Origin of the sequence: Staphylococcus sp. HMSC14C01 (assembly GCF_001808085.1) — a bacterium.
Taxonomy (GTDB): domain Bacteria; phylum Bacillota; class Bacilli; order Staphylococcales; family Staphylococcaceae; genus Staphylococcus; species Staphylococcus hominis.
Genome location: NZ_KV792048.1, coordinates 265,357 through 286,006 on the forward strand (window position 1 = coordinate 265,357; position 20,650 = coordinate 286,006).

Sequence of the window (20,650 nt, forward strand, 5' to 3'; positions counted from 1 at the left end):
GAAGAGTTAGAAGGTTTACAAATTTTTCACAAATTAAAAATTGAAAACATTAAATTGTGTCTGTATAATTAACTTATGAAAGCGTTCCCTTTAAGGAGGACAGTTGTATGTATCATCACCAAAATCATGTAGAAGAACTAGTTGGAATATTAAAAAATCAATGCCGTACAGCATTCAAATTTCACGGTGAAGTTGCTATTCAACTATTTTTAAATGAACTTTTTGAATTACCTTCGAAAGTCGATATTTGTGTAGAAAGAAAACGAATAGTAGAGGTTTTAAAAGTTATTCCTTCAAGTTATACATTTAAATATTATGATACGTCCAATCATAACATGGATAAAGATAATTTAGATATTCCATCTATTTCTCATATAAACGTTGTTAATAATGATAAAGTTATTTTAAGTATTTTTATTTATGATGTTATAAATGAGGAATGGATATTTAGACTAAACACTAATATCCGATTACCTAAAAATAGTATTTATTTTCATTCATTAACCTGGGATGTCGATTATATCAAACCTGAAATCGTATTAATGTATGATTTACTAGATTATCAACAAAACAATTCAGAAGCCAATTATAAGTCAGTTTTAGATGCTTTAAGCTATTATCAATTTGTAATTTTAAAAATGGTAGTGGGAGAGCATAAAATTAAAAAAGCACTTACACAAAAAGTTTAATATAAAAAAATCTGAGACAAAATAGATGTCTCAGATTTTTTTATGTAATTGTTATTTAGGACATAAATTTTTTAAGCATACACCATGATAGCAATACTCATAAGTTGATAACACAGCTTTATCTGCATTTTCTCTTGAAATACCAAACATCATAGAAATTTCAGAAGCACCCTGATTAATCATTTTTAGGTTGATCTTTGATTCTGCTAGAGCATGTGTGATTTTGTTAGCAGTTCCGACAGATTGAGTCATTCCTTCACCGACAATCATTAAGATGGCAAGGTCATGGTCAATGCTTAATTCATCAATATCACATTTTTTTCTAATCGCACTCAATACTTCATTCTCTTTGTTTTTAATTTGATTAGAACGCATTATAATACTAATATTATCAATACCTGATGGCATATGATCGAAAGAGATATGATAGTCTTCTAATATTTCTAAAATTCTTCTTGTAAAACCAATTTGTCTATTCATTAAGTATTTCTTAATATTTATAACTGTGAAATCTTTATCGCAACTAATGCCAATAATTTGATTTTTATCTGTAACTTCACGATCATGACGAATAAAGGTTCCTTTGTCCTCTGGATGATTTGTGTTTTTAGTGACTACGGGTATTCTATGTTTATATAAAGGCTGTAATGCTTCATCGTGAAATACACTAAAGCCGGCATATGATAACTCACGCATTTCTCTATATGTAATTTCTTCAATAAGTTCAGGATTTTCAATTACATTTGGATTTGCCTTAAAAATACCAGAGACATCTGTAAAATTCTCATATAATGATGCTTTAATACCACGCGCTATGATTGCACCTGTGATATCCGAACCGCCTCTCGGAAATGTAACAACATAGTTATGTTTAGAAACACCAAAGAAACCTGGAATAATAATTTTTCCTTCAATTTCTCTTAATTTATAAATTTTATCATAAGCGTCTTCTAAAATTTGTGCTTGTTGTGGTAAGTCAGTTACTAAGATACCAGCATCTTTTGGTGAGAGATATGTTGTTTTAATGCCTTGTGAATCGTTGTATTTAGCGATAAGTTGAGCATTAAAATTCTCACCACATGATAACAATGCATCGTATAAACGATCATGCTTATCGTTTAATTGTTTAATGATTGTTTCAAGTGTTTCATCTATTGTTTCTAAGAGTGTAGACTCCATATGTAATTCTTCTAAAATATCTGCATAACGTTGAATAATCTCTCTTTTTTTATCTTGATAATCCAATTGATTGATTACTTTTTCATATAAACGAATAAGTAAGTCAGTCGTTTTAACATCATTCTTATGTCTTTTACCAGGTGCAGATACAATAATAATTTTTCTGTCTGGGTCATCATTGACAATATTTAGGACTTTTTTAATTTGTGTTGCATTTGAAACTGAACTTCCACCAAACTTAGCAACTTTCATAAAATTTACCAACCTTTCTAAAAAATCAGAAAATTCTATTTAATTTCCTGATACTACATGATAATATATATCTACATATTCACTTTTTCTTTTAAAAGTCCTATTCAACTAATTTGATTTAATAGTATAATAAATTTAAGTGTTTTTCAATAAAACAATTGTACTTCTCAATAATACAAATGGGAGGAAGATAAAAATTATGAAGGAATTAAACGTCGCGTTACTAGGGTTAGGAACAGTAGGCTCAGGTGTAGTAAAAATTATTGAAGAAAATCGACAACAAATTAAAGATACTCTAAATAAAGATATTGTTATTAAACATATTTTAGTAAGAGATACCACTAAAAAAAGACCTATTAATATTAGTCAATATCATTTAACAGAAGACATTAATGAAATTTTAAACGATGATGATATTGATATCATTATAGAAGTAATGGGAGGAATTGAACCAACTGTTGATTGGTTAAGAGAATCTTTAAAAAGAAAAAAACATGTCATTACAGCAAACAAAGATCTACTTGCTGTGCATTTAGAATTACTAGAGAACCTAGCAGAACAACAAGGCGTAGCCTTAAAATTTGAAGCAAGTGTTGCAGGTGGTATTCCCATTGTTAACGCGATTAATAATGGGTTAAATGCTAATAATATCTCTAAATTTATGGGAATTTTAAATGGTACGTCAAATTTTATTCTTTCAAAAATGACGAGAGAACAAACTTCATTTGAAGATGCACTTGCTGAAGCACAAAGATTAGGATTTGCTGAAGCAGATCCTACTGATGATGTAGAAGGTATTGATGCAGCTAGAAAAGTAGTGATTACGTCTTATTTATCATTTAACCAAGTAATTAAGTTAAATGATGTGAAAGTAAAAGGTATCAGTAAAACAACATTATCTGATATTAATGTAGCTGACAAATTAGGTTATAAGATTAAATTGATTGGTAAAAGTACATATCATCATAGAGAAGTTAATGCATCCGTTGAACCAACCTTAATACATAAATCACATCAGCTTGCAGCAGTAGAAAATGAATACAATGCAATTTACGTTATTGGAGATGCTGTAGGGGATACAATGTTTTATGGTAAAGGAGCAGGTAGCTTAGCTACTGGTAGCGCAGTAGTGAGTGATTTATTAAATGTAGCACTCTTCTTTGAATCAAATTTACATACACTTCCACCTCATTTCGAATTAAAAACAAATAAAACTCGAGAATTAATGGATAATGGTGACGCAATTGCTATTGGAGAAAAATTAAATTACTATGTTGTCATTCATAGTGATGAATCAATTGATAAACTTAAAGATCAACTTAAATCAGATTTACCATTCCACAAATCACTTCAAATAGAACAACGTGATTCTAGTTCTTATGGAGTTGTGGTTATCGGATTAGACCAATCACCTGAATCACTACTTAGTAAAGCAAATTACAACATTGAAAAAATTTATCCAGTTGAAGGAGTTTAATAATTATGAAAAGATGGCAAGGTTTAGTAGAAGAATTTAAAGATTATTTACCGGTGAATGAAGATACACCTAAACTTACTTTAAATGAAGGACATACACCACTGATTCACTGTGCTAATATATCAGAAATGCTAGATATTGATTTATATGTTAAATATGAGGGTGCTAATCCAACCGGTTCTTTTAAAGATAGAGGAATGGTAATGGCTGTAACAAAAGCGAAAGAACAAGGTAAAAAAGTAGTGATTTGTGCTTCAACAGGAAACACTTCTGCCTCAGCAGCAGCTTATGCTGCACGTGCAGGTTTAAAAGCAATTGTAGTGATTCCCGAAGGAAAGATTGCTTTAGGTAAACTTTCGCAAGCGGTCATGTATGGTGCAGAAATTGTCTCAATTGAAGGTAACTTCGATGAAGCATTAGAAATCGTTAAAGAGATTGCACAAAATGATGATGATATTGAATTAGTAAATTCTGTTAATCCATTTAGAATAGAAGGACAAAAAACAGGTGCGTTTGAAATTGTGGAGCAATTAGAAGAAGCTCCAGACGTTCTAGCAATCCCAGTAGGAAACGCAGGAAACATTACTGCTTATTGGAAAGGCTTTAAAGAGTATCATGAGAAAAAAGGAAGTCAACTTCCTCAATTATTTGGTTTCCAAGCAGAAGGAGCCTCACCAATTGTTCAAAATAAAGTTATTAAAAATCCTGAAACAATCGCTACAGCAATCCGTATCGGTAATCCAGCAAGTTGGAAAAAAGCAACTGTTGCGTTAGAAGAATCAAATGGCCTCATTGATAGTGTGACTGATGATGAAATTTTAGAAGCATATCAATTAATGACATCTAAAGAAGGTGTATTTAGTGAACCAGCAAGTAATGCTTCAATTGCTGGTTTAATCAAATTACAACGTGCTGGAAAATTGCCGAAAGGTAAAAAAGTAGTAGCAATATTAACTGGTAATGGACTAAAAGACCCAGACACTGCTATCTCAATTTTAGATAATCCAATTCAACCGCTTCCAAACAATAAAGAAAGTATTATCAATTATATTAAAGGAACATTTTAATATGAAGCCATCACTTCACCTGAAAATACCTGCATCAACTGCTAACTTAGGAGTAGGATTTGATTCTATTGGTATGGCAATTAATAAATATTTATACCTATATGTTGAGGAAGCGGAAGGCAGTAACTGGGAATTTAAATATTTAAATGAAGAGTTAGACTCATTACCGAAAGATAAAAGTAATTATGTCTATAAAGTTGCACAACAAGTAGCTGAAAAATATAATGTAACTTTACCTAATTTAAAAGTGTCGATGAGAAGTGAAATTCCATTAGCAAGAGGATTAGGATCATCTGCATCCGCTTTAGTTGGAGCATTATATATCGCTAACTACTTCGGTAATATTCAATTATCTAAGTATGAATTACTACAACTAGCTACTGAAATAGAAGGGCACCCTGATAATGTAGCACCTACAATTTATGGTGGATTACTCGCAGGATATTATAATCCTGAAACCAAAGAGACAAATGTGGCACATATTGATATACCTGATGTAGATGTAATTCTTACTATCCCAACATATGAACTCAAAACAGAAGACTCACGTAGGGTACTTCCAGATAATTATTCTCATGAGAAGGCAGTTCAAAATAGTGCGATTAGCAATACAATGATTTGTGCATTAATTCAACATAATTATGACCTTGCCGGAAAAATGATGACACAAGATGGTTTTCATGAACCTTATCGTCAACACTTGATTCCTGAATTTGAAAAAGTAAAAGTACTATCCCAAAAATATGATGCTTATGCTACAGTGATTAGTGGAGCAGGTCCAACGATATTGACATTGAGTCGTAAAGAAAAAAGTGGAGCACTTGTGAGAACATTAAAATCAGAAATAACAACTTGCGATTCTGAACATGCAACAATTAATAATGTAGGTGTTATTGAAGAAGTTGTGTATCCTTCATAAAATTATTGTAAAATAGATAAGAGCAAAAATGAAAGGAGAGCAACTAAGAAATGAGTAACTATAAAATGATTGTTATGGATATGGATGACACTTTAATGACAAGTGATAATGTTGTTAGTCCTGAAACCAAAGACTATTTAATTCAACTACAAGAAGAAGGATATAAGATTGTTTTAGCTTCTGGAAGACCAACTGAAGGAATGATTCCAGTAGCTAAAGAATTAAAGTTAGATCATTATCAAAGCTATATCGTTAGTTATAATGGTGGTAAAACAATTAACGCTAAAACAGAAGAAATTGAAGTAAGTAAAAGTGTAACTAAAGATCATTTTGATAAAATTACAGATTATTGTCGCGAAAAAGGCTTTTTAACATTAACGTATCAAGACGGACAAATTATCTTTGATACAGAACATGAATATCGTAAAATTGAATCAGAATTAACTGGTCTACCTATGAAACAAGTGGATGATATTAAAGCGTATATTCAGTCTGATGTACCTAAAGCAATGGGCGTTGATTATGAAGAAAATATTTCAAAAGCACGTAACGAATTAAATGGAACATTTAATTCTGATATTGATGTGACGACGAGCAAACCTTTCTTCTTGGAATTCATGGCTAAAGATGTTTCTAAAGGTAATGCAATTAAAGCTTTATGTGAAACGTTAAATATTTCATTATCAGAAGTGATTTGTTTTGGAGATAGCCTCAATGACCAATCAATGTTTGAAGTTGTAGGATATGCTGTAGCAATGGGAAATGCGAGTGAAGAATTAAAAAAGATTGCAGATAAAGTTACATTAGATAATGATTCTAATGGTATACCAGTAGCACTTAAAGAATTGCTATAAAACATTTATATAAATTAAAAAGGAAGCGGAATGAATTCGTATTGAATCATGTTTCGCTTCCTCTTTTTTATTATCATAACTAATTATTTAGCAGTATGTGTCCAGTCATGTTTACCTTTATTTCTTTTTACATGAGCATATACTTGATCAGCTGCATAATCTAAATTTGTATATACTGTTATTGTATATGCAGATTGGTTATCGTGAAATGGCTCATCTCGAAATACATCTTTTAAATGTGTAAATAAGTTTTCCATTTGATCATGAGTTAGACTAGGATACTCACGCAATGTACGTTTCAGTAATTGTCCATTTCTTTCTTCTAAAGATTGTACGACAATAACAAAACGTTCATCACTCTTTATTACGTCATCAAATAAATTTGTTTGACCTACCATACTCAGTCACCTCTAAGTCGTTATCGTTATACTCATTATACAAAATAAACGATTATTAGAAAATATACATATTATGTTTAGTAATAAAAATAGGAGTAGAATTGTATTTAATTCTACTCCTAAATAAACGATGATATTAATCATGATAATGATGGGTTGTAAGATCCATGTGATCTAATTTTACAAATTTAGTTTTACGAATCAATTTATGCACGATAAAGATAATTGCTAAGACAATTAAAGGCATGATATTAACAAAAAAATCGCCTATATTACCATTAAATAAATCACCGATAGAATTACCAAGGTATAAGAAAATTAATGTAGCAAACACAATGATAGGGCCTAGAGGGAAAAGTGGTGATTTGTAAGGCAATAATGTGTTAATATCTTTGCCTTGACGTTTAATACCTCTACGTAAACGTATTTGAGCCCATGCACTTATTGCCCATACAATAATTACTAAAGAGCCAATGATATTTAACAAGCTAAATACTGCATTAGCATAGAAATTAGCTAGAATAATAATTGCTACTACTAAAATGTAAGTAGTGACTATTGAACGCATCGGTAATTTCGTTTTATTATTTAATTTACTTAAAAACTTTGGTGCTTGCTTTTCATCACTCAAAGAGAAAAGCATTCTACTTGTTGTATACATTCCAGAATTCGCTGCAGATAGTAACGATGTAAGAATGACAGCATTAATAATTGATGCTGCAAATGCTATACCGATTCGATCGAAAACTATAGTAAATGGACTTTGAGATACCGATTGATTTTTATTTAATAATAAAGGATCAGTATAAGGAATAATAGCTGCAATGACGACAATAGATAAAACATAAAACAATAAAATTCTCCAAAATACTTGCTTAACAGCTCTTGGCATAGTTTTTTCAGGATTATCAGATTCACCTGCAGTGACAGCTACAACTTCCGTACCACCCACAGAAAATCCTGCTACAAGTAATACTGCTAAGAAACCAGATAAACCACCTACAAAAGGTGCTTCACCTTTGGTATAATTCTCGAATCCATATGTATGTCCACCAAGAATACCAAAAATCATTAATATACCAACAACAATAAATACAATAATTGTGATTACTTTAATTAATGATAACCAAAATTCTGTTTCGCCAAATGCTTTAACAGTAAAGATATTTAATAGGAATATAATCGTTATAAAAATTAAACTCCATACCAGAGGACTGAAAATTTTAAATACATCCCAATAAAATAAAACATTAGAAGCTACCATTACATCAACGCTTGATACTAAAGACCATAGAATGTAATACAACCATCCCATTGTAAAACCGATAGACGGATCAATGAAACGGGTAGCATATGAACTAAACGAACCAGATACAGGATAAAATGTAGCAAGTTCTCCAATAGACGACATTAAAAAATAAAGCATGATTCCTATCAATAAATAAGCTAAGATAGCTCCTCCAGGTCCTGCCTGAGAAACGACACTACCTGTAGCAACAAAAAGTCCAGTACCTATTGCGCCTCCGATAGCAATCATAGATATGTGTCTTGACTTAAGACCGCGTTTCATATTGTTATCTTCCATATAATATCTCCTAAATTAAAATTTAAAATATACAAATCATTTTAATCGTTTTAGGTCAAGTATTCAATAACTTTTGAACAATTTGTTTTAAAAATTTTAAATTTTCTGATTTTTTAAAACGATTAGTTTTTGGTACGTAGAAGGAAACTGATTAAATTAAAAGAAACTTATTGCGTAAAAATAAAGGATATGATAGAATTTTAAATCGTAAGAATTCCTAATTATATATAACAAGAAAGGATGTTATTGATGCGCGTTAATGTAACTTTAGCTTGCACTGAATGTGGCGATCGTAATTATATTACAACAAAAAATAAACGTAATAACCCTGAGCGTATTGAAATGAAAAAATATTGCCCAAGATTAAATAAATACACGCTACACCGTGAAACTAAATAATTCCTTATCTTTTAAATACGACAAAAAGATAAACTATTATAGACTCATACATGTTTAAGATGAATAACATGTGTGAGTCTTTTAATTTTAAAATAATTGTCTTTGTAATTTTTTAAAAGTATGTTAAGATATAAAACGTAATTATTACGATTTATAAAAAGGAGATATTATATGGCTAAAAAATCTAAAATAGCTAAAGAATTAAAAAGAGAAAAATTAGTAAATCAATATTATGAATTACGTAAAGAACTGAAAGAAAAAGAAGATTATAAAGCATTAAAAAAATTGCCAAGAGATTCATCTCCAACTCGTTTAACAAGAAGATGCAAAGTTACAGGACGCCCAAGAGGTGTAATGAGAAAATTTGAAATGTCTAGAATTGCATTTCGGGAACATGCTTATAAAGGTCAAATTCCTGGTGTGAAAAAATCTAGTTGGTAACTGAAACTAATACTTTAGTCCATTTACATTGTATTTAAAAAATTGTAAAGTATATAAGGATATAAATAATAAGAGCGAGGAAAAGGTGATTTCTCGCTCTAGATTACGTTATAAATGATTTTTTAAAGCGTCAGATATTTTATTTATGTCTACAGTGTCTTTTTAATTTTTAATGTATAGGGGAAATTTAAAGTATGAAAATTTTTGATTATGAAGATATTCAATTAATTCCAAATAAATGTATTGTTAATAGTAGATCTGAATGTGATACAACTGTACAATTTGGACCTAAAACTTTTAAGTTGCCAGTGGTTCCTGCTAATATGCAAACAGTTATGAATGAATCTTTAGCTGAATGGTTTGCAGAAAATGATTATTTTTATATTATGCATCGTTTTGATGAAGCAGGTCGCATACCTTTTATAAAAAAAATGCAAAATAAAGGACTTTTCGCTTCTATTTCAGTGGGTGTAAAGGAAACTGAATTTGAATTTATAGAAAAATTAAAAACTGAGCATTTAATACCTGAATATATTACAATTGATATCGCCCATGGTCATGCTAATTCGGTTATTAATATGATTAAACATATTAAAAAACATATTCCTCAATCATTTGTTATTGCTGGTAATGTAGGAACGCCTGAGGGAGTAAGAGAATTAGAAAATGCTGGTGCAGATGCTACTAAAGTTGGTATAGGACCAGGACGAGTGTGTATTACTAAAATTAAAACTGGATTTGGTACAGGAGGATGGCAATTAGCTGCATTAAACATTTGTAGTAAAGCTGCACGTAAACCAATTATTGCTGATGGAGGTATTAGAACACATGGTGATATCGCGAAATCTATTCGTTTTGGAGCCACTATGGTTATGATTGGTTCATTATTTGCAGCGCATGAAGAATCTCCTGGCAAAACAGTTGAGTTAGATGGTAAACGTTATAAAGAATATTTTGGTAGTGCTTCCGAATTCCAAAAAGGAGAACATAAGAATGTTGAAGGGAAGAAAATGTTTGTGGAACATAAAGGTTCATTAAAAGATACCTTAGTTGAAATGCAACAAGATCTTCAAAGTTCAATTTCCTATGCTGGTGGCAAAGATTTAAAATCACTAACTACTGTTGACTATGTTATTGTAAGAAACTCAATTTTTAATGGTGATAGAGATTAATATATATTTAGTAGGTGAAGTTTATTAAAAGGTTCCTTTTATTTACTGCAATATTTCTGTTATTTATCATTATAAAGCCTATCGAAGAAAACCAGTTTTTTATTCATTTGCAAAATAATGTAAGAGATAAAGTAGAAGTTTTATTAAATGAAGATACAAGCTATAAAAATAATGTGCTTAAAGTTCCAAAAAAACAAGAATTCGCAGTTAATAATATTCAATTAAATATGTCACAAAAGGAAGTAGAAAATAAGATAGGGCGACCAAAAAGAGTGACTTCAAATGAATATGGTACAAAATGGTACACTTATTATAATGATGATTATCAAAATTTTTTAATGGTAAGTTATATTAATAATAAAGTTAATGCTTTATTTAGTAATCAAAACATTATAACTTCTAAATCTAAAATTAAATATAATACCCCTAAAAAAGTGGTTGAACAACGTCTTGGTAAACCAGTAGATAAAATTGCAAAAGGACGTTATCGTTTTGTTGTAAAAAATGATGAATATGATGTTTTTTATAAAGATCACATTTATACAACTGCATTTTACGATAAACATAATAAAAATAACTTAACAGGGTTGTTGCAAGTGAGTGAATCGATGGAAAACCGATTACAAAAGCAATATGGTGCACCATCTACAACGCTAGAAAAAAGCTTTGAATATCAAAACTTTGATTTAGTTAATGCAGAAAGAAAACAACACGGATTAAATACATTGGATTACTCTAAAAAAATATCTAATACTGCAAGAAAACATAGTGAAGATATGGTTAAAAATAATTATTTTGAGCATACTGATTTAAATGGTCATTCACCTTTCGATAGAATGAAACGTGATGGTATACAATTTAATGCTGCTGCTGAAAATTTAGCTTATGGTCAACAAAGTAGTATTTATGCTCACGAAGGACTTATGAATTCTCTAGGACATCGGGAAAATATTTTAAATACGCACGTTAATACATTAGGTGTAGGTGTAGATTTTAATAATAAGCGACAACCATTTTGGACAGAAAACTATGCTGGATAATGTTTGATTTATAATATATAGGGGTATGTTCTTTTTGCAAGGAAGTTGATATTATGCCTACAAAGAAAAATAAGAAAAAAGATATACTTGATAAAGTTAAAGAGATTTTAAATAAAAAATAAAACTAGAAGTGCTTAGGCACTTCTAGTTTTTTGTATATTAAACATATATATAAGAGATTTTAACGTAACAAACAAGAGATAAACTACAATTCTCTATAAAGACCAATAACTTTACCGATAACTGTTACATTATCTAAGTAAATAGGACTCATAGCACTATTTTCTGGTTGTAAACGATATCGATTTTTTTCTTTAAAAAAACGTTTTACAGTAGCTTCATCATCTTCAGTCATTGCTACGATAATATCTCCATTTTCAGCAATAGTTTGGCTTCTTACAATTACTTTATCTCCGTCTAAAATACCCGCTTCAATCATACTTTCACCGATAACATTTAAAATAAACACATCACTATTGTGTGTGGATGTTAAATGTTCTGGTAATGGAAAGTATTCTTCTATATTCTCTACTGCTGTAATTGGAACTCCAGCTGTAACTTTACCGATAACAGGAACATAGATAGTTTCTTCTCTAGTCATATCATTATTTTGATCACTCACGATTTCAATTGCTCTAGGTTTAGTAGGATCTCTTCTAATATATCCTTTTTCTTCTAATCTAGATAAATGACCATGCACAGTTGAACTTGAAGCAAGACCAACAGCTTCACCAATCTCTCTTACACTTGGTGGATAACCTTTTATTTGAACAACATGTTTAATATAATCATAAATCTCACTTTGTCTTTTAGTTAACTCTCTCATATATAGGCACTCCCTAAGTTTATTTTAATATAGTATAGCATTTTTTGATTTTTTAAACAAACATTTGTTCGTAATACTATTGACTAGGACCACTCGTTCTGTTAAAGTATTTATACAAACAAATGTTCTAGGAGTGAAAATAAATGCTTAGTAATTATACTAGTAATATCATTAAAAATATAATTGTTCTAGTAGTATCTTGCATCGTTTTTCTGGTGTTTTTTACTAACTTATATCAGAACGCTCATACGGAACACATGTACGAAATTACCGATCATACGATCCCTAAAAAAGCGATTTTAAACGATGATTATAAGAACGATATACCCGATAATACAGAACAAACAGACTATAAAGTGTTCGCCTTAGTTAAATAAATATTTAAGAGATATAGATAAAAAGTTATTACTTCTAAGAAATGGGAATATGAAGTATTATATAAAAATACTTCATTTATTTTAGAAAGAGTTTATGATGCTTAGATTTTTTATCTATGTCTCTTTTTGTTATATTAATTAAGTATTTTATATGTATTAAAGAAAAGAATAGGAAGTGTGATGACATGTCAAATAATAATTTAAATATAGATAGAATTAATGAATTAGCAAAAAAGAAAAAAGAGCAAGGTTTAACAGAAGCTGAAGCAAAAGAGCAATCTAAGTTGCGTAAACAATATTTAGATTCTTTTAGAGAAGGATTTAAACAACAAATTGAAAGTACCAAAGTCATTGATCCAGAAGGTAACGATGTAACGCCGGAAAAACTTAAAAAAATTCAAGAAAGTAAAAAGAATGATCAATAGTTAATAACATTTTAATCATTAACATTATAATCTTATCATTTACTATATTTTTAAGTTATAATATAAAAAAGATGATTAATTCTAGAAGGGAAGTATGTAAGATGTTTAATGAAAAAGACCAATTAGCTATTGATACTATACGTGCATTAAGTATTGATGCAATTGAAGAAGCAAATTCTGGTCATCCTGGTCTGCCTATGGGAGCTGCACCAATGGCCTACACGCTTTGGACTCGCCACTTAAACTTTAATCCACAATCTAAAGACTACTTTAACAGAGATAGATTTATATTATCTGCAGGTCATGGTTCTGCTTTACTATATAGTTTATTACATGTCTCTGGAAGCTTAGAATTAGAAGAATTAAAGCAGTTCAGACAATGGGGTTCTAAAACACCTGGACATCCTGAGTTTCGTCATACAGATGGTGTTGAAGTTACAACAGGTCCATTAGGACAAGGATTTGCTATGTCTGTGGGAATGGCTTTAGCTGAAGCGCATTTAGGTGGTAAATTTAATAAAGATGATATTAACGTTGTAGATCATTATACTTACGTGTTGGCTTCAGATGGAGATTTAATGGAAGGTATTTCTCATGAAGCAGCTTCATTTGCTGGTCATAATCAATTAGATAAACTTATTGTATTATACGATTCAAATGATATTTCACTTGATGGTGAACTTAACAAATCTTTCTCAGAAGATGTAAAACAACGTTTTGAAAGTTATGGATGGAACCATATTTTAGTAAAAGATGGCAACAATTTAGAAGAAATTGATAATGCGATTACTAAAGCTAAACAGCAAAATGGTCCTACGTTAATTGAAGTTAAAACAATTATTGGTTACGGCGCGCCAAACGTTAGCGGTACAAATGGTGTTCACGGAGCGCCACTTGGTACTGATGAAAGAAAACTTACATTTGAAGCATATGGATTAGATCCAGAAAAACGTTTCAATGTTCCAGAAGAAGTATATGAAATCTTCCAAACAACAATGCTAAAACGTGCAAATGAGCATGAAGATGAGTGGAAAGAAAAATTAGAAACATATACAGAAAAATATCCAGAGTTAGCTGAAGAATTTAAATTGGCAATCAGTGGTAAATTACCTGAAAATTATAAAGGTGAATTACCAAAATTCAGTAGTGATCATAATGCAGCTACTCGTGCAGATTCTGGAGAAATCATTCAAGCAATTAGTAAATCTGTTCCTTCATTCTTTGGTGGTTCTGCAGATTTAGCAGGATCTAATAAATCAAATGTTAAAGAAGCTACAGATTACAATCCTAATACTCCAGAAGGTAAAAATGTTTGGTTTGGTGTAAGAGAATTTGCTATGGGTGCTGCAGTAAACGGTATGGCAGCACATGGAGGTTTACATCCTTATGGTGCTACATTCTTCGTATTTAGTGATTACTTAAAACCAGCATTACGCTTATCTGCAATTATGGGATTGAATGCAACATTTATCTTTACACATGATTCAATTGCTGTAGGTGAAGATGGTCCAACACACGAACCGATTGAACAGTTAGCAGGTTTAAGAGCTATTCCAAATATGAACGTCATTCGTCCAGCAGACGGTAATGAAACAAGAGTAGCATGGGAAGTTGCATTAGAATCTAAACAAACACCAACATCTCTAGTTTTAACTCGTCAAAATCTTCCTTATTTAGATGTAGATGAAGAAACGGTTGAAGAAGGCGTACGAAAAGGTGCATATGTTGTATTTGAAACTGAAACTAAACCTGAATATCTATTACTAGCAACTGGCTCAGAAGTAAGCTTAGCTATTGAAGTAGCTAAAGATTTAGATAAACAAGGTAAAGGTGTAAGAGTCGTTTCTATGCCAAACTGGTTCGCTTTTGAGCAACAAACAGACGAGTATAAAGAATCAGTTATTCCAAAAGAATTAACTAAACGTGTTGCAATTGAAATGGCTTCACCACTCGGTTGGCATAAATATGTAGGCACTGAAGGTAAAGTAATTGGAATCGATGGTTTTGGTGCAAGTGCACCAGGAGACTTAGTTGTCGAAAAATATGGCTTTACTAAAGAAAATATTTTAAATCAAATTCGCACTTTTTAATATTATGATTTAGTCAACATAGAGAGAGCGGGGAATGAATTCAAAATGAGTTCTTTCCTGCTCTTTTTTATTTTGTGCATAGCACTTTATATGAAGTTATTTATAAATATTAGTATTCGTGTTAAACAGTTTGTTAATATAAAAGCGAAGAGGTGTTATTCTAAAACTAACTCTTGAAATCAAGGTAGTTATTTAGTAAAATTCAGTAGGATATAGAAAGTGGGTGAAACAATGGCAACTTGGTTAGCAATTTTATTAATCATTGTAGCACTTATCATCGGACTAGTTGGTGGTTTCTTCTTAGCAAGAAAATATATGATGGACTATTTGAAAAAAAACCCACCTATCAATGAAGAAATGTTACGTATGATGATGATGCAAATGGGACAAAAACCGTCTCAAAAGAAAATCAATCAAATGATGACGATGATGAACAAAAACATGGATCAAAACATGAAGAGTTCAAAAAAATAATAGTTATTAAAGGATTGTATGCCATAAGGGTTTACAATCCTTTGTTTTTGTTGTAAAACATTTTTAGTTGGAGTATTTAAGAAGTATAATAGTATTAAACTTTTAGTTATGTGAGTATAAGAAGGTGTAAATTTGGCATATTTAGTTTTTTCCATAGTATTTGCATTGTTTATGGGGATTGTTGTCATAGTTATTCGTATGAAAGCACAAAAGTTCCCTGTAAATGAAAAGAAAATTATTTTACCTCCTATCTTTATGTCGACAGGGGCTTTGATGTATGTTATTCCATATTTTAGATTAACTGGGGCTGAAATTTTAGAATCTATCATTTTAGGTGTGATATTTTCATCTGTACTTATCTGGACAAGTCATTTTGAAGTTCAAGGCGCTGAGGTATATATGAAACGATCAAAAGCGTTTCCAATCATTTTAATTTCACTTTTAATTATTAGAACAATCATAAAAATATTTATTAGTAGCTCTATTGATCCAGGAGAAATCGGAGGCATGTTCTTTTTATTGGCATTTAGTATGATTGTTCCTTGGCGTTTAGCTATGTTATATAAATATAAAAATGTTAAAAAATCTTTAGTCTCATAATAGAGATTAATATTATTAGCTTATCTAAAATTAAATAAAATATTATTTTTTGATATTAAATTGAATTGAAGTTTAGAGCGAGTATGTGAGTTCATTGAGAATTCAATCTCGCTCTTTTTTAAAATTAAAGTATAATGCTTTAAAAAGTAAGGGGAATGTTATGAAAATTATACATACTGGAGATTGGCATTTAGGAAAGATACTTAACGGAAAACAATTTCTTGAAGACCAATCATTTATTTTAGAACAATTTATCCAATGTTTAAAAGATGAGAAACCTGATGTAGTTGTGATTGCTGGGGATATTTATGATACAACTTATCCAAGTAAAGAAACTATTCATCTTTTTGAAAATGCTATTCATACTATTAATATAGATATGAATATCCCTATGATTATTTCTAATGGTAATCACGATGGTAAAGAACGATTGAATTATGGAGCTTCATGGTTTGAACATTCCAAACTCTTTATTCGTACAAAATTAAAACATATGAATCAACCTATCGAATTTAATGATGTACATTTCTATGTACTTCCATTTGCTACTATTAGTGAAGTAAAAGAATTTTTTAAAGATGCTTCTATTCAAACTTATCAACAAGCAACAGAAAAATGTATTAATTATATAGTAGAAAATTTGAATAAAGAGAAAATAAATATTTTAATTGGTCACTTAACGATAAATGGAGGAAAAACATCGGATTCAGAAAGACCTTTAACAATTGGGACTGTTGAAAGTGTTACTAAATCATGTTTTAACGTATTTGATAAAGTGTTATTAGGACATTTACATCATCCATTTAGTATTAAAGATGACATTATTGATTATTCTGGTTCACTGTTACAATATTCATTTTCAGAAATAAACCAGCCTAAGGGATATAAACGTTTAGTGGTTCAAGATAAAAATGAACTATCAACATCATTTGTGCAACTTAAACCTTTAAGAGAGCTTGAAGTGGTTGAGGGCGAGTATGATGAAGTGATTCAAGGACATATTCAACCTAAAAATAAAGATAATTATATACATTTCAAACTTAAAAATATGTCGCATATTAGTGATCCAATGATTCATTTAAAACAACTATTCCCCAATACTCTTGCGCTTAGCAATATTACTTTTGAAAATGAGGGGCCTTTACATCAGACACAAATACAACAACAAGACGACCAAACTATTATTAAGCAATTTTATAAGATGATTACAGATAATGAGATGACCAAGTATCAGGAAGAAAAAATAAATAATTTAATCACTTTGGTATCGAATAAGGAGGTCTAAAATGAAACCAATAAAATTAACGTTAAATAATTTTGGCCCATTCTTACATGAAAAGATAGATTTTACTCAAATTAAAAATGATCAGCTTTTTTTAATTAGTGGTAAAACTGGTTCGGGAAAAACCATGATATTTGATGCAATTGTATTTTCGTTATTTGGAAAAGCTTCTACAGAAGGCAGAAGTGAAGCGGGATTAAGAAGTCATTTTGCAGAGGCAAAATCTCCTATGTGGGTTGAATATGAATTTCAACTTAATGAAAAATATTTCAAAATTATTCGTCAAGGTGCTTTTACTAAAGAGGGAAACACTAGTCAAACACCAGGAAAACTAGATGTGTATGAATATGATTCTAAAAGTGAAACATATGAATTAAGAGAAAGTAAAATCAGTGCTGGAAATCAATATATTAAGTCATTACTAGGCGTTAATGCTGAACAATTTAGACAGTTATTTATTCTTCCACAAGGTGAATTTAAAAAATTTTTAGTATCCAATAGTACAGATAAACAGGGGATATTAAGAACTTTATTTAATAGTATACGTTTTGAGGAAATTCAAAATTTGCTCAAAAATGAAATGAAAGAAGAGAAAAAACAAATTGAAAAAAGATACGATCAAATTAAATTACTATGGGAAGATATTGACGCATTTGATGATGAGCAATTAATTCAATTGAAACAAATCCATCATATAAAAACTCAAGAATTATTGCAGGCTATTCCCAACTTCAAAACGATAGGTCATCAACTCGAAGAACAAAGACTACATATAAAAAATGAGCAAAAAGAACAATTACATTCTATAATACAACGCATTGATTTAAATAAAAAGTTAGAACAACAACTGATTGAATTAGAAGAATATTATCAATTAAAACATCAACTAGATGAACAGATTGAAGACATACAAGCATTAAAAGTAAAATTAAATCGATTAAAAGATACTGGCATGCTATTTAATTTATATGATCAACAAGGTTTGAAAGAAGAAAAGTATCAAATAATAAAAAACAAAATAATAGAGACTGAAAATAAAATATCGCAAATAAATAATAAAATAAACATACTTGAAAAAGAACATAAACAATTAAACAAGATGAGTGACTCATACCACTTGAAAAGTGAGAATTTAGAACAATCGAAGCCTTTCTATCATCAATTGGACAAATATCAACAAGCATTTGAAGAGCAAGAACATATTATTCATAATTATAATGAAATGAGGATAGAAAAAGAGCAGTTAATTAATAAAGAACATAAAATGAGTCAATCTATTGATAGCTATAAAGTGGATAATAAAGCTATTGATGAGCTAACTGAACAAATATATCAATTACAAAAACAATTAGATGAACAACAGAATTTAAAAGATAAGTATGAAAAACAAGTTTCCCTAAAACGACAATATCATCAACATTCAAAAGAGGTACAAAATTTAAAAAATGACATTGATACACTTAATCAACAGTTAGAAATCATTGATAAACGTAATATTGATTTAAATGATAAACAAACCTTTATTATTGAAATACAATCAGCGTTACGTATTGGCGATACATGTCCAATATGTGGAAATGAAATTGAATCTTTAAATCAGCATATTGATTTTGAAACTATTAATCAAAATCATCAATTACTTGATAAACTTTCTAATGAAATTAATGAAAAAAAACAGCATTTAAGTAAATGCGAAACGACGTGTGAATTACTTTCTCAAAACATATCAGATTTAGGAGAGATAGAGTATAAATCAATTAATTTAGACCAAATCAAAGAAAAGTTACAAAGTGCAAAGTCTGAAAAAATACAATTACAACAACAATTAGAAGAGTTAGATAAATTACAACAAAAATTTCATGCGTTACAGCAAGAGAAGCATCAGCAAGAACTTAAATTAGAGAAATTAGCTTCTCAAAAACGTCAGAATCAAACTTTAATTCAAGATTTTGAAATAAATACAGGATATTCAAGTATTGAAACTTTTAAAAATTATTACTTAAGTCTTCGAAAAGAGATTGATGAATATCATCAACATGTTGATGATACTAATAAAAACATGCAATCATATCAAAATGCGCTAGCTTTAGAAAATAATAGTGTTGATAATTATTTAGCTACGAGTAAAGAACTACAAAAAGAATTAGATTATTTTGCAACAACTATCCAAAAAGAAATGAAACGATTAGGTTTAGAAAATGAAGATGAAATAAAAAAATTAAAGCAGGAACTTCAAAATAAAGAACATATTGAGAAAAGAATTAATCAATTCGATAAGGAACAACATAAATATAACGTTGAAATAGAACGATTAACACGCCTTACAAGTGAAAAAGAACTTGAAGATATATCTAATCTTGAAATGCAAAAAGAACATATCGAAGAAAAATATAATCAGTATGTTAATGATGTTGTATCAATACAATATAAAATTAAGAAGAATGATGAAAAATTTGCAAAAATAGAAAAACATATTCACTATTTAGATGAAGAGTTAAAAGAGCAGCAACAAATTTTTAATTTATCTGAGGTTTTATCTGGAAAGAATCATCAAAAATTATCGCTTGAAAACTATGTATTAATTTATTATTTAGAAAGAATTATACATCAAGCAAATATTAGATTAGATATAATGAGCGGGCGAAGATACCAACTTAAACGAAGAGAATCAATATCACAAGGATATAGTGGATTAGAAATCGATGTATTTGATTTATATTCTAATAAGTCAAGACATATTAGTTCATTATCAGGGGGAGAAACGTTTCAAGCATCCCTGGCTCTAGCATTAGGATTAAGTGAAGTCGTACAACAAGAATCTGGAGGTATTACGTTAGAATCAATGTTTATCGATGAAGGATTCGGCACACTTGATCAAGAAACTTTAGAAACATCTCTTGATACATTATTAAATTTAAAGACATCTGGACGGATGGTAGGAATTATCTCTCATGTGAGTGAATTAAAACAACGAATTCCATTAATACTTGAAGTAAATACAAATCAGTATCAAAGTTACACAAAATTTAAATGGAAATAACAAAAAGAGTCCGGAACATAATTCCTAAAAAGTAGCCAGTAAATGAGTTTTTTATAAATTCATT

The 20,650-nt window shown here is 29.8% G+C and carries 20 protein-coding genes; 16 read left to right on the forward strand and 4 right to left on the reverse strand.

Going from position 1 to position 20,650, the window contains the following annotated elements; genetic code table 11:
• Positions 1–107 precede the first annotated feature (107 nt).
• Positions 108–689 (forward strand): hypothetical protein, encoded by a 582-nt coding sequence (locus tag HMPREF3131_RS09525; protein ID WP_070436727.1) that lies wholly within the window; start codon positions 108–110, stop codon positions 687–689.
• Between the two features lie 51 nt (positions 690–740).
• Here HMPREF3131_RS09525 and HMPREF3131_RS09530 read toward each other — a convergent pair whose 3' ends face one another.
• A complete protein-coding gene (locus HMPREF3131_RS09530) occupies positions 741–2,120 on the reverse strand; it encodes an aspartate kinase (protein WP_070436729.1) in 1,380 nt (459 codons plus the stop codon).
• Positions 2,121–2,319: 199 nt separating this feature from the next.
• Here HMPREF3131_RS09530 and HMPREF3131_RS09535 point away from each other — a divergent pair, with 199 nt between their 5' ends.
• From HMPREF3131_RS09535 to HMPREF3131_RS09550, 4 genes are read left to right on the forward strand one after another with little or no spacing between them, the layout of a single operon-like run.
• Positions 2,320–3,597 (forward strand): homoserine dehydrogenase, encoded by a 1,278-nt coding sequence (locus tag HMPREF3131_RS09535; RefSeq protein WP_070436731.1) that lies wholly within the window; start codon positions 2,320–2,322, stop codon positions 3,595–3,597.
• 5 nt (positions 3,598–3,602) lie between these two features.
• A complete protein-coding gene (thrC, locus tag HMPREF3131_RS09540) occupies positions 3,603–4,664 on the forward strand; it encodes a threonine synthase (RefSeq protein WP_070436733.1) in 1,062 nt (353 codons plus the stop codon).
• A gap of 1 nt (position 4,665) precedes the next feature.
• Positions 4,666–5,583, forward strand: coding sequence for a homoserine kinase (gene thrB / locus HMPREF3131_RS09545; RefSeq protein WP_070436735.1), 918 nt, complete (start codon positions 4,666–4,668; stop codon positions 5,581–5,583).
• 50 nt (positions 5,584–5,633) lie between these two features.
• The gene (locus HMPREF3131_RS09550; protein ID WP_070436737.1) at positions 5,634–6,437 is read left to right on the forward strand and encodes a Cof-type HAD-IIB family hydrolase; all 804 of its coding nucleotides are present in this window, start codon (positions 5,634–5,636) and stop codon (positions 6,435–6,437) included.
• 83 nt (positions 6,438–6,520) lie between these two features.
• Here the strand turns inward: HMPREF3131_RS09550 and HMPREF3131_RS09555 are convergent, their stop codons facing one another.
• Positions 6,521–6,835: a hypothetical protein gene (locus HMPREF3131_RS09555; protein ID WP_070436739.1), complete on the reverse strand. Its 315-nt coding sequence runs from the start codon at positions 6,833–6,835 to the stop codon at positions 6,521–6,523.
• A 136-nt stretch (positions 6,836–6,971) separates the two neighbouring features.
• Positions 6,972–8,420, reverse strand: coding sequence for an amino acid permease (locus tag HMPREF3131_RS09560; RefSeq protein ID WP_019835492.1), 1,449 nt, complete (start codon positions 8,418–8,420; stop codon positions 6,972–6,974).
• Between the two features lie 249 nt (positions 8,421–8,669).
• On the opposite strand from HMPREF3131_RS09560, the gene rpmG reads away from it, so the two are divergent.
• From rpmG to HMPREF3131_RS09580, 4 genes are all read left to right on the forward strand, one after another.
• Positions 8,670–8,819, forward strand: a complete 150-nt coding sequence (gene rpmG, locus HMPREF3131_RS09565; RefSeq protein ID WP_001265708.1) for a 50S ribosomal protein L33 — start codon at positions 8,670–8,672, stop codon at positions 8,817–8,819.
• A 171-nt stretch (positions 8,820–8,990) separates the two neighbouring features.
• The gene (gene rpsN / locus HMPREF3131_RS09570) at positions 8,991–9,260 is read left to right on the forward strand and encodes a 30S ribosomal protein S14 (protein ID WP_070436741.1); all 270 of its coding nucleotides are present in this window, start codon (positions 8,991–8,993) and stop codon (positions 9,258–9,260) included.
• A 194-nt stretch (positions 9,261–9,454) separates the two neighbouring features.
• Positions 9,455–10,432 (forward strand): GMP reductase, encoded by a 978-nt coding sequence (gene guaC / locus HMPREF3131_RS09575; protein ID WP_017174662.1) that lies wholly within the window; start codon positions 9,455–9,457, stop codon positions 10,430–10,432.
• A 14-nt stretch (positions 10,433–10,446) separates the two neighbouring features.
• The gene (locus tag HMPREF3131_RS09580) at positions 10,447–11,472 is read left to right on the forward strand and encodes a CAP domain-containing protein (RefSeq protein WP_170076286.1); all 1,026 of its coding nucleotides are present in this window, start codon (positions 10,447–10,449) and stop codon (positions 11,470–11,472) included.
• A 205-nt stretch (positions 11,473–11,677) separates the two neighbouring features.
• Here the strand turns inward: HMPREF3131_RS09580 and lexA are convergent, their stop codons facing one another.
• Positions 11,678–12,298, reverse strand: coding sequence for a transcriptional repressor LexA (gene lexA / locus HMPREF3131_RS09585; RefSeq protein ID WP_002449099.1), 621 nt, complete (start codon positions 12,296–12,298; stop codon positions 11,678–11,680).
• Between the two features lie 143 nt (positions 12,299–12,441).
• On the opposite strand from lexA, the gene sosA reads away from it, so the two are divergent.
• The 7 genes from sosA (at position 12,442) to sbcC (ending at position 20,586) form a co-directional block, all read left to right on the forward strand.
• Entirely contained in the window at positions 12,442–12,675 is a 234-nt protein-coding gene (gene sosA, locus HMPREF3131_RS09590; protein WP_017174664.1) for a DNA damage-induced cell division inhibitor SosA, read from the forward strand.
• Between the two features lie 185 nt (positions 12,676–12,860).
• Entirely contained in the window at positions 12,861–13,100 is a 240-nt protein-coding gene (locus HMPREF3131_RS09595) for a DUF896 domain-containing protein (RefSeq protein WP_017174665.1), read from the forward strand.
• 101 nt (positions 13,101–13,201) lie between these two features.
• Entirely contained in the window at positions 13,202–15,190 is a 1,989-nt protein-coding gene (gene tkt, locus HMPREF3131_RS09600; RefSeq protein ID WP_070436743.1) for a transketolase, read from the forward strand.
• Positions 15,191–15,421: 231 nt separating this feature from the next.
• Complete coding sequence (locus HMPREF3131_RS09605; protein WP_037541068.1) at positions 15,422–15,664, forward strand: YneF family protein; 243 nt, start codon at positions 15,422–15,424, stop codon at positions 15,662–15,664.
• A gap of 132 nt (positions 15,665–15,796) precedes the next feature.
• A complete protein-coding gene (locus tag HMPREF3131_RS09610) occupies positions 15,797–16,264 on the forward strand; it encodes a CcdC family protein (protein WP_002449105.1) in 468 nt (155 codons plus the stop codon).
• Positions 16,265–16,424: 160 nt separating this feature from the next.
• On the forward strand, positions 16,425–17,549 hold the full coding sequence (gene sbcD, locus HMPREF3131_RS09615) for an exonuclease subunit SbcD (RefSeq protein WP_017174667.1): 1,125 nt from the start codon (positions 16,425–16,427) through the stop codon (positions 17,547–17,549).
• Position 17,550: 1 nt separating this feature from the next.
• Positions 17,551–20,586, forward strand: coding sequence for an exonuclease subunit SbcC (gene sbcC / locus HMPREF3131_RS09620; protein WP_070436745.1), 3,036 nt, complete (start codon positions 17,551–17,553; stop codon positions 20,584–20,586).
• Positions 20,587–20,650: the final 64 nt, after the last annotated feature.

Excerpts from the sequence above, each read along its gene's own strand:
- rpmG (WP_001265708.1), top strand. The coding sequence starts at position 8,670 with ATGCGCGTTAATGTAACTTTAGCTTGCACTGAATGTGGCGATCGTAAT.
- sbcC (WP_070436745.1), top strand. The coding sequence starts at position 17,551 with ATGAAACCAATAAAATTAACGTTAAATAATTTTGGCCCATTCTTACAT.
- guaC (WP_017174662.1), top strand. The coding sequence starts at position 9,455 with ATGAAAATTTTTGATTATGAAGATATTCAATTAATTCCAAATAAATGT.
- HMPREF3131_RS09595 (WP_017174665.1), top strand. The coding sequence starts at position 12,861 with ATGTCAAATAATAATTTAAATATAGATAGAATTAATGAATTAGCAAAA.
- HMPREF3131_RS09560 (WP_019835492.1), bottom strand. The coding sequence starts at position 8,420 with ATGGAAGATAACAATATGAAACGCGGTCTTAAGTCAAGACACATATCT.
- HMPREF3131_RS09555 (WP_070436739.1), bottom strand. The coding sequence starts at position 6,835 with ATGGTAGGTCAAACAAATTTATTTGATGACGTAATAAAGAGTGATGAA.
- HMPREF3131_RS09525 (WP_070436727.1), top strand. The coding sequence starts at position 108 with ATGTATCATCACCAAAATCATGTAGAAGAACTAGTTGGAATATTAAAA.
- sbcD (WP_017174667.1), top strand. The coding sequence starts at position 16,425 with ATGAAAATTATACATACTGGAGATTGGCATTTAGGAAAGATACTTAAC.
- HMPREF3131_RS09535 (WP_070436731.1), top strand. The coding sequence starts at position 2,320 with ATGAAGGAATTAAACGTCGCGTTACTAGGGTTAGGAACAGTAGGCTCA.
- lexA (WP_002449099.1), bottom strand. The coding sequence starts at position 12,298 with ATGAGAGAGTTAACTAAAAGACAAAGTGAGATTTATGATTATATTAAA.
- sosA (WP_017174664.1), top strand. The coding sequence starts at position 12,442 with ATGCTTAGTAATTATACTAGTAATATCATTAAAAATATAATTGTTCTA.
- rpsN (WP_070436741.1), top strand. The coding sequence starts at position 8,991 with ATGGCTAAAAAATCTAAAATAGCTAAAGAATTAAAAAGAGAAAAATTA.
- thrB (WP_070436735.1), top strand. The coding sequence starts at position 4,666 with ATGAAGCCATCACTTCACCTGAAAATACCTGCATCAACTGCTAACTTA.
- HMPREF3131_RS09530 (WP_070436729.1), bottom strand. The coding sequence starts at position 2,120 with ATGAAAGTTGCTAAGTTTGGTGGAAGTTCAGTTTCAAATGCAACACAA.
- HMPREF3131_RS09550 (WP_070436737.1), top strand. The coding sequence starts at position 5,634 with ATGAGTAACTATAAAATGATTGTTATGGATATGGATGACACTTTAATG.
- tkt (WP_070436743.1), top strand. The coding sequence starts at position 13,202 with ATGTTTAATGAAAAAGACCAATTAGCTATTGATACTATACGTGCATTA.
- thrC (WP_070436733.1), top strand. The coding sequence starts at position 3,603 with ATGAAAAGATGGCAAGGTTTAGTAGAAGAATTTAAAGATTATTTACCG.
- HMPREF3131_RS09605 (WP_037541068.1), top strand. The coding sequence starts at position 15,422 with ATGGCAACTTGGTTAGCAATTTTATTAATCATTGTAGCACTTATCATC.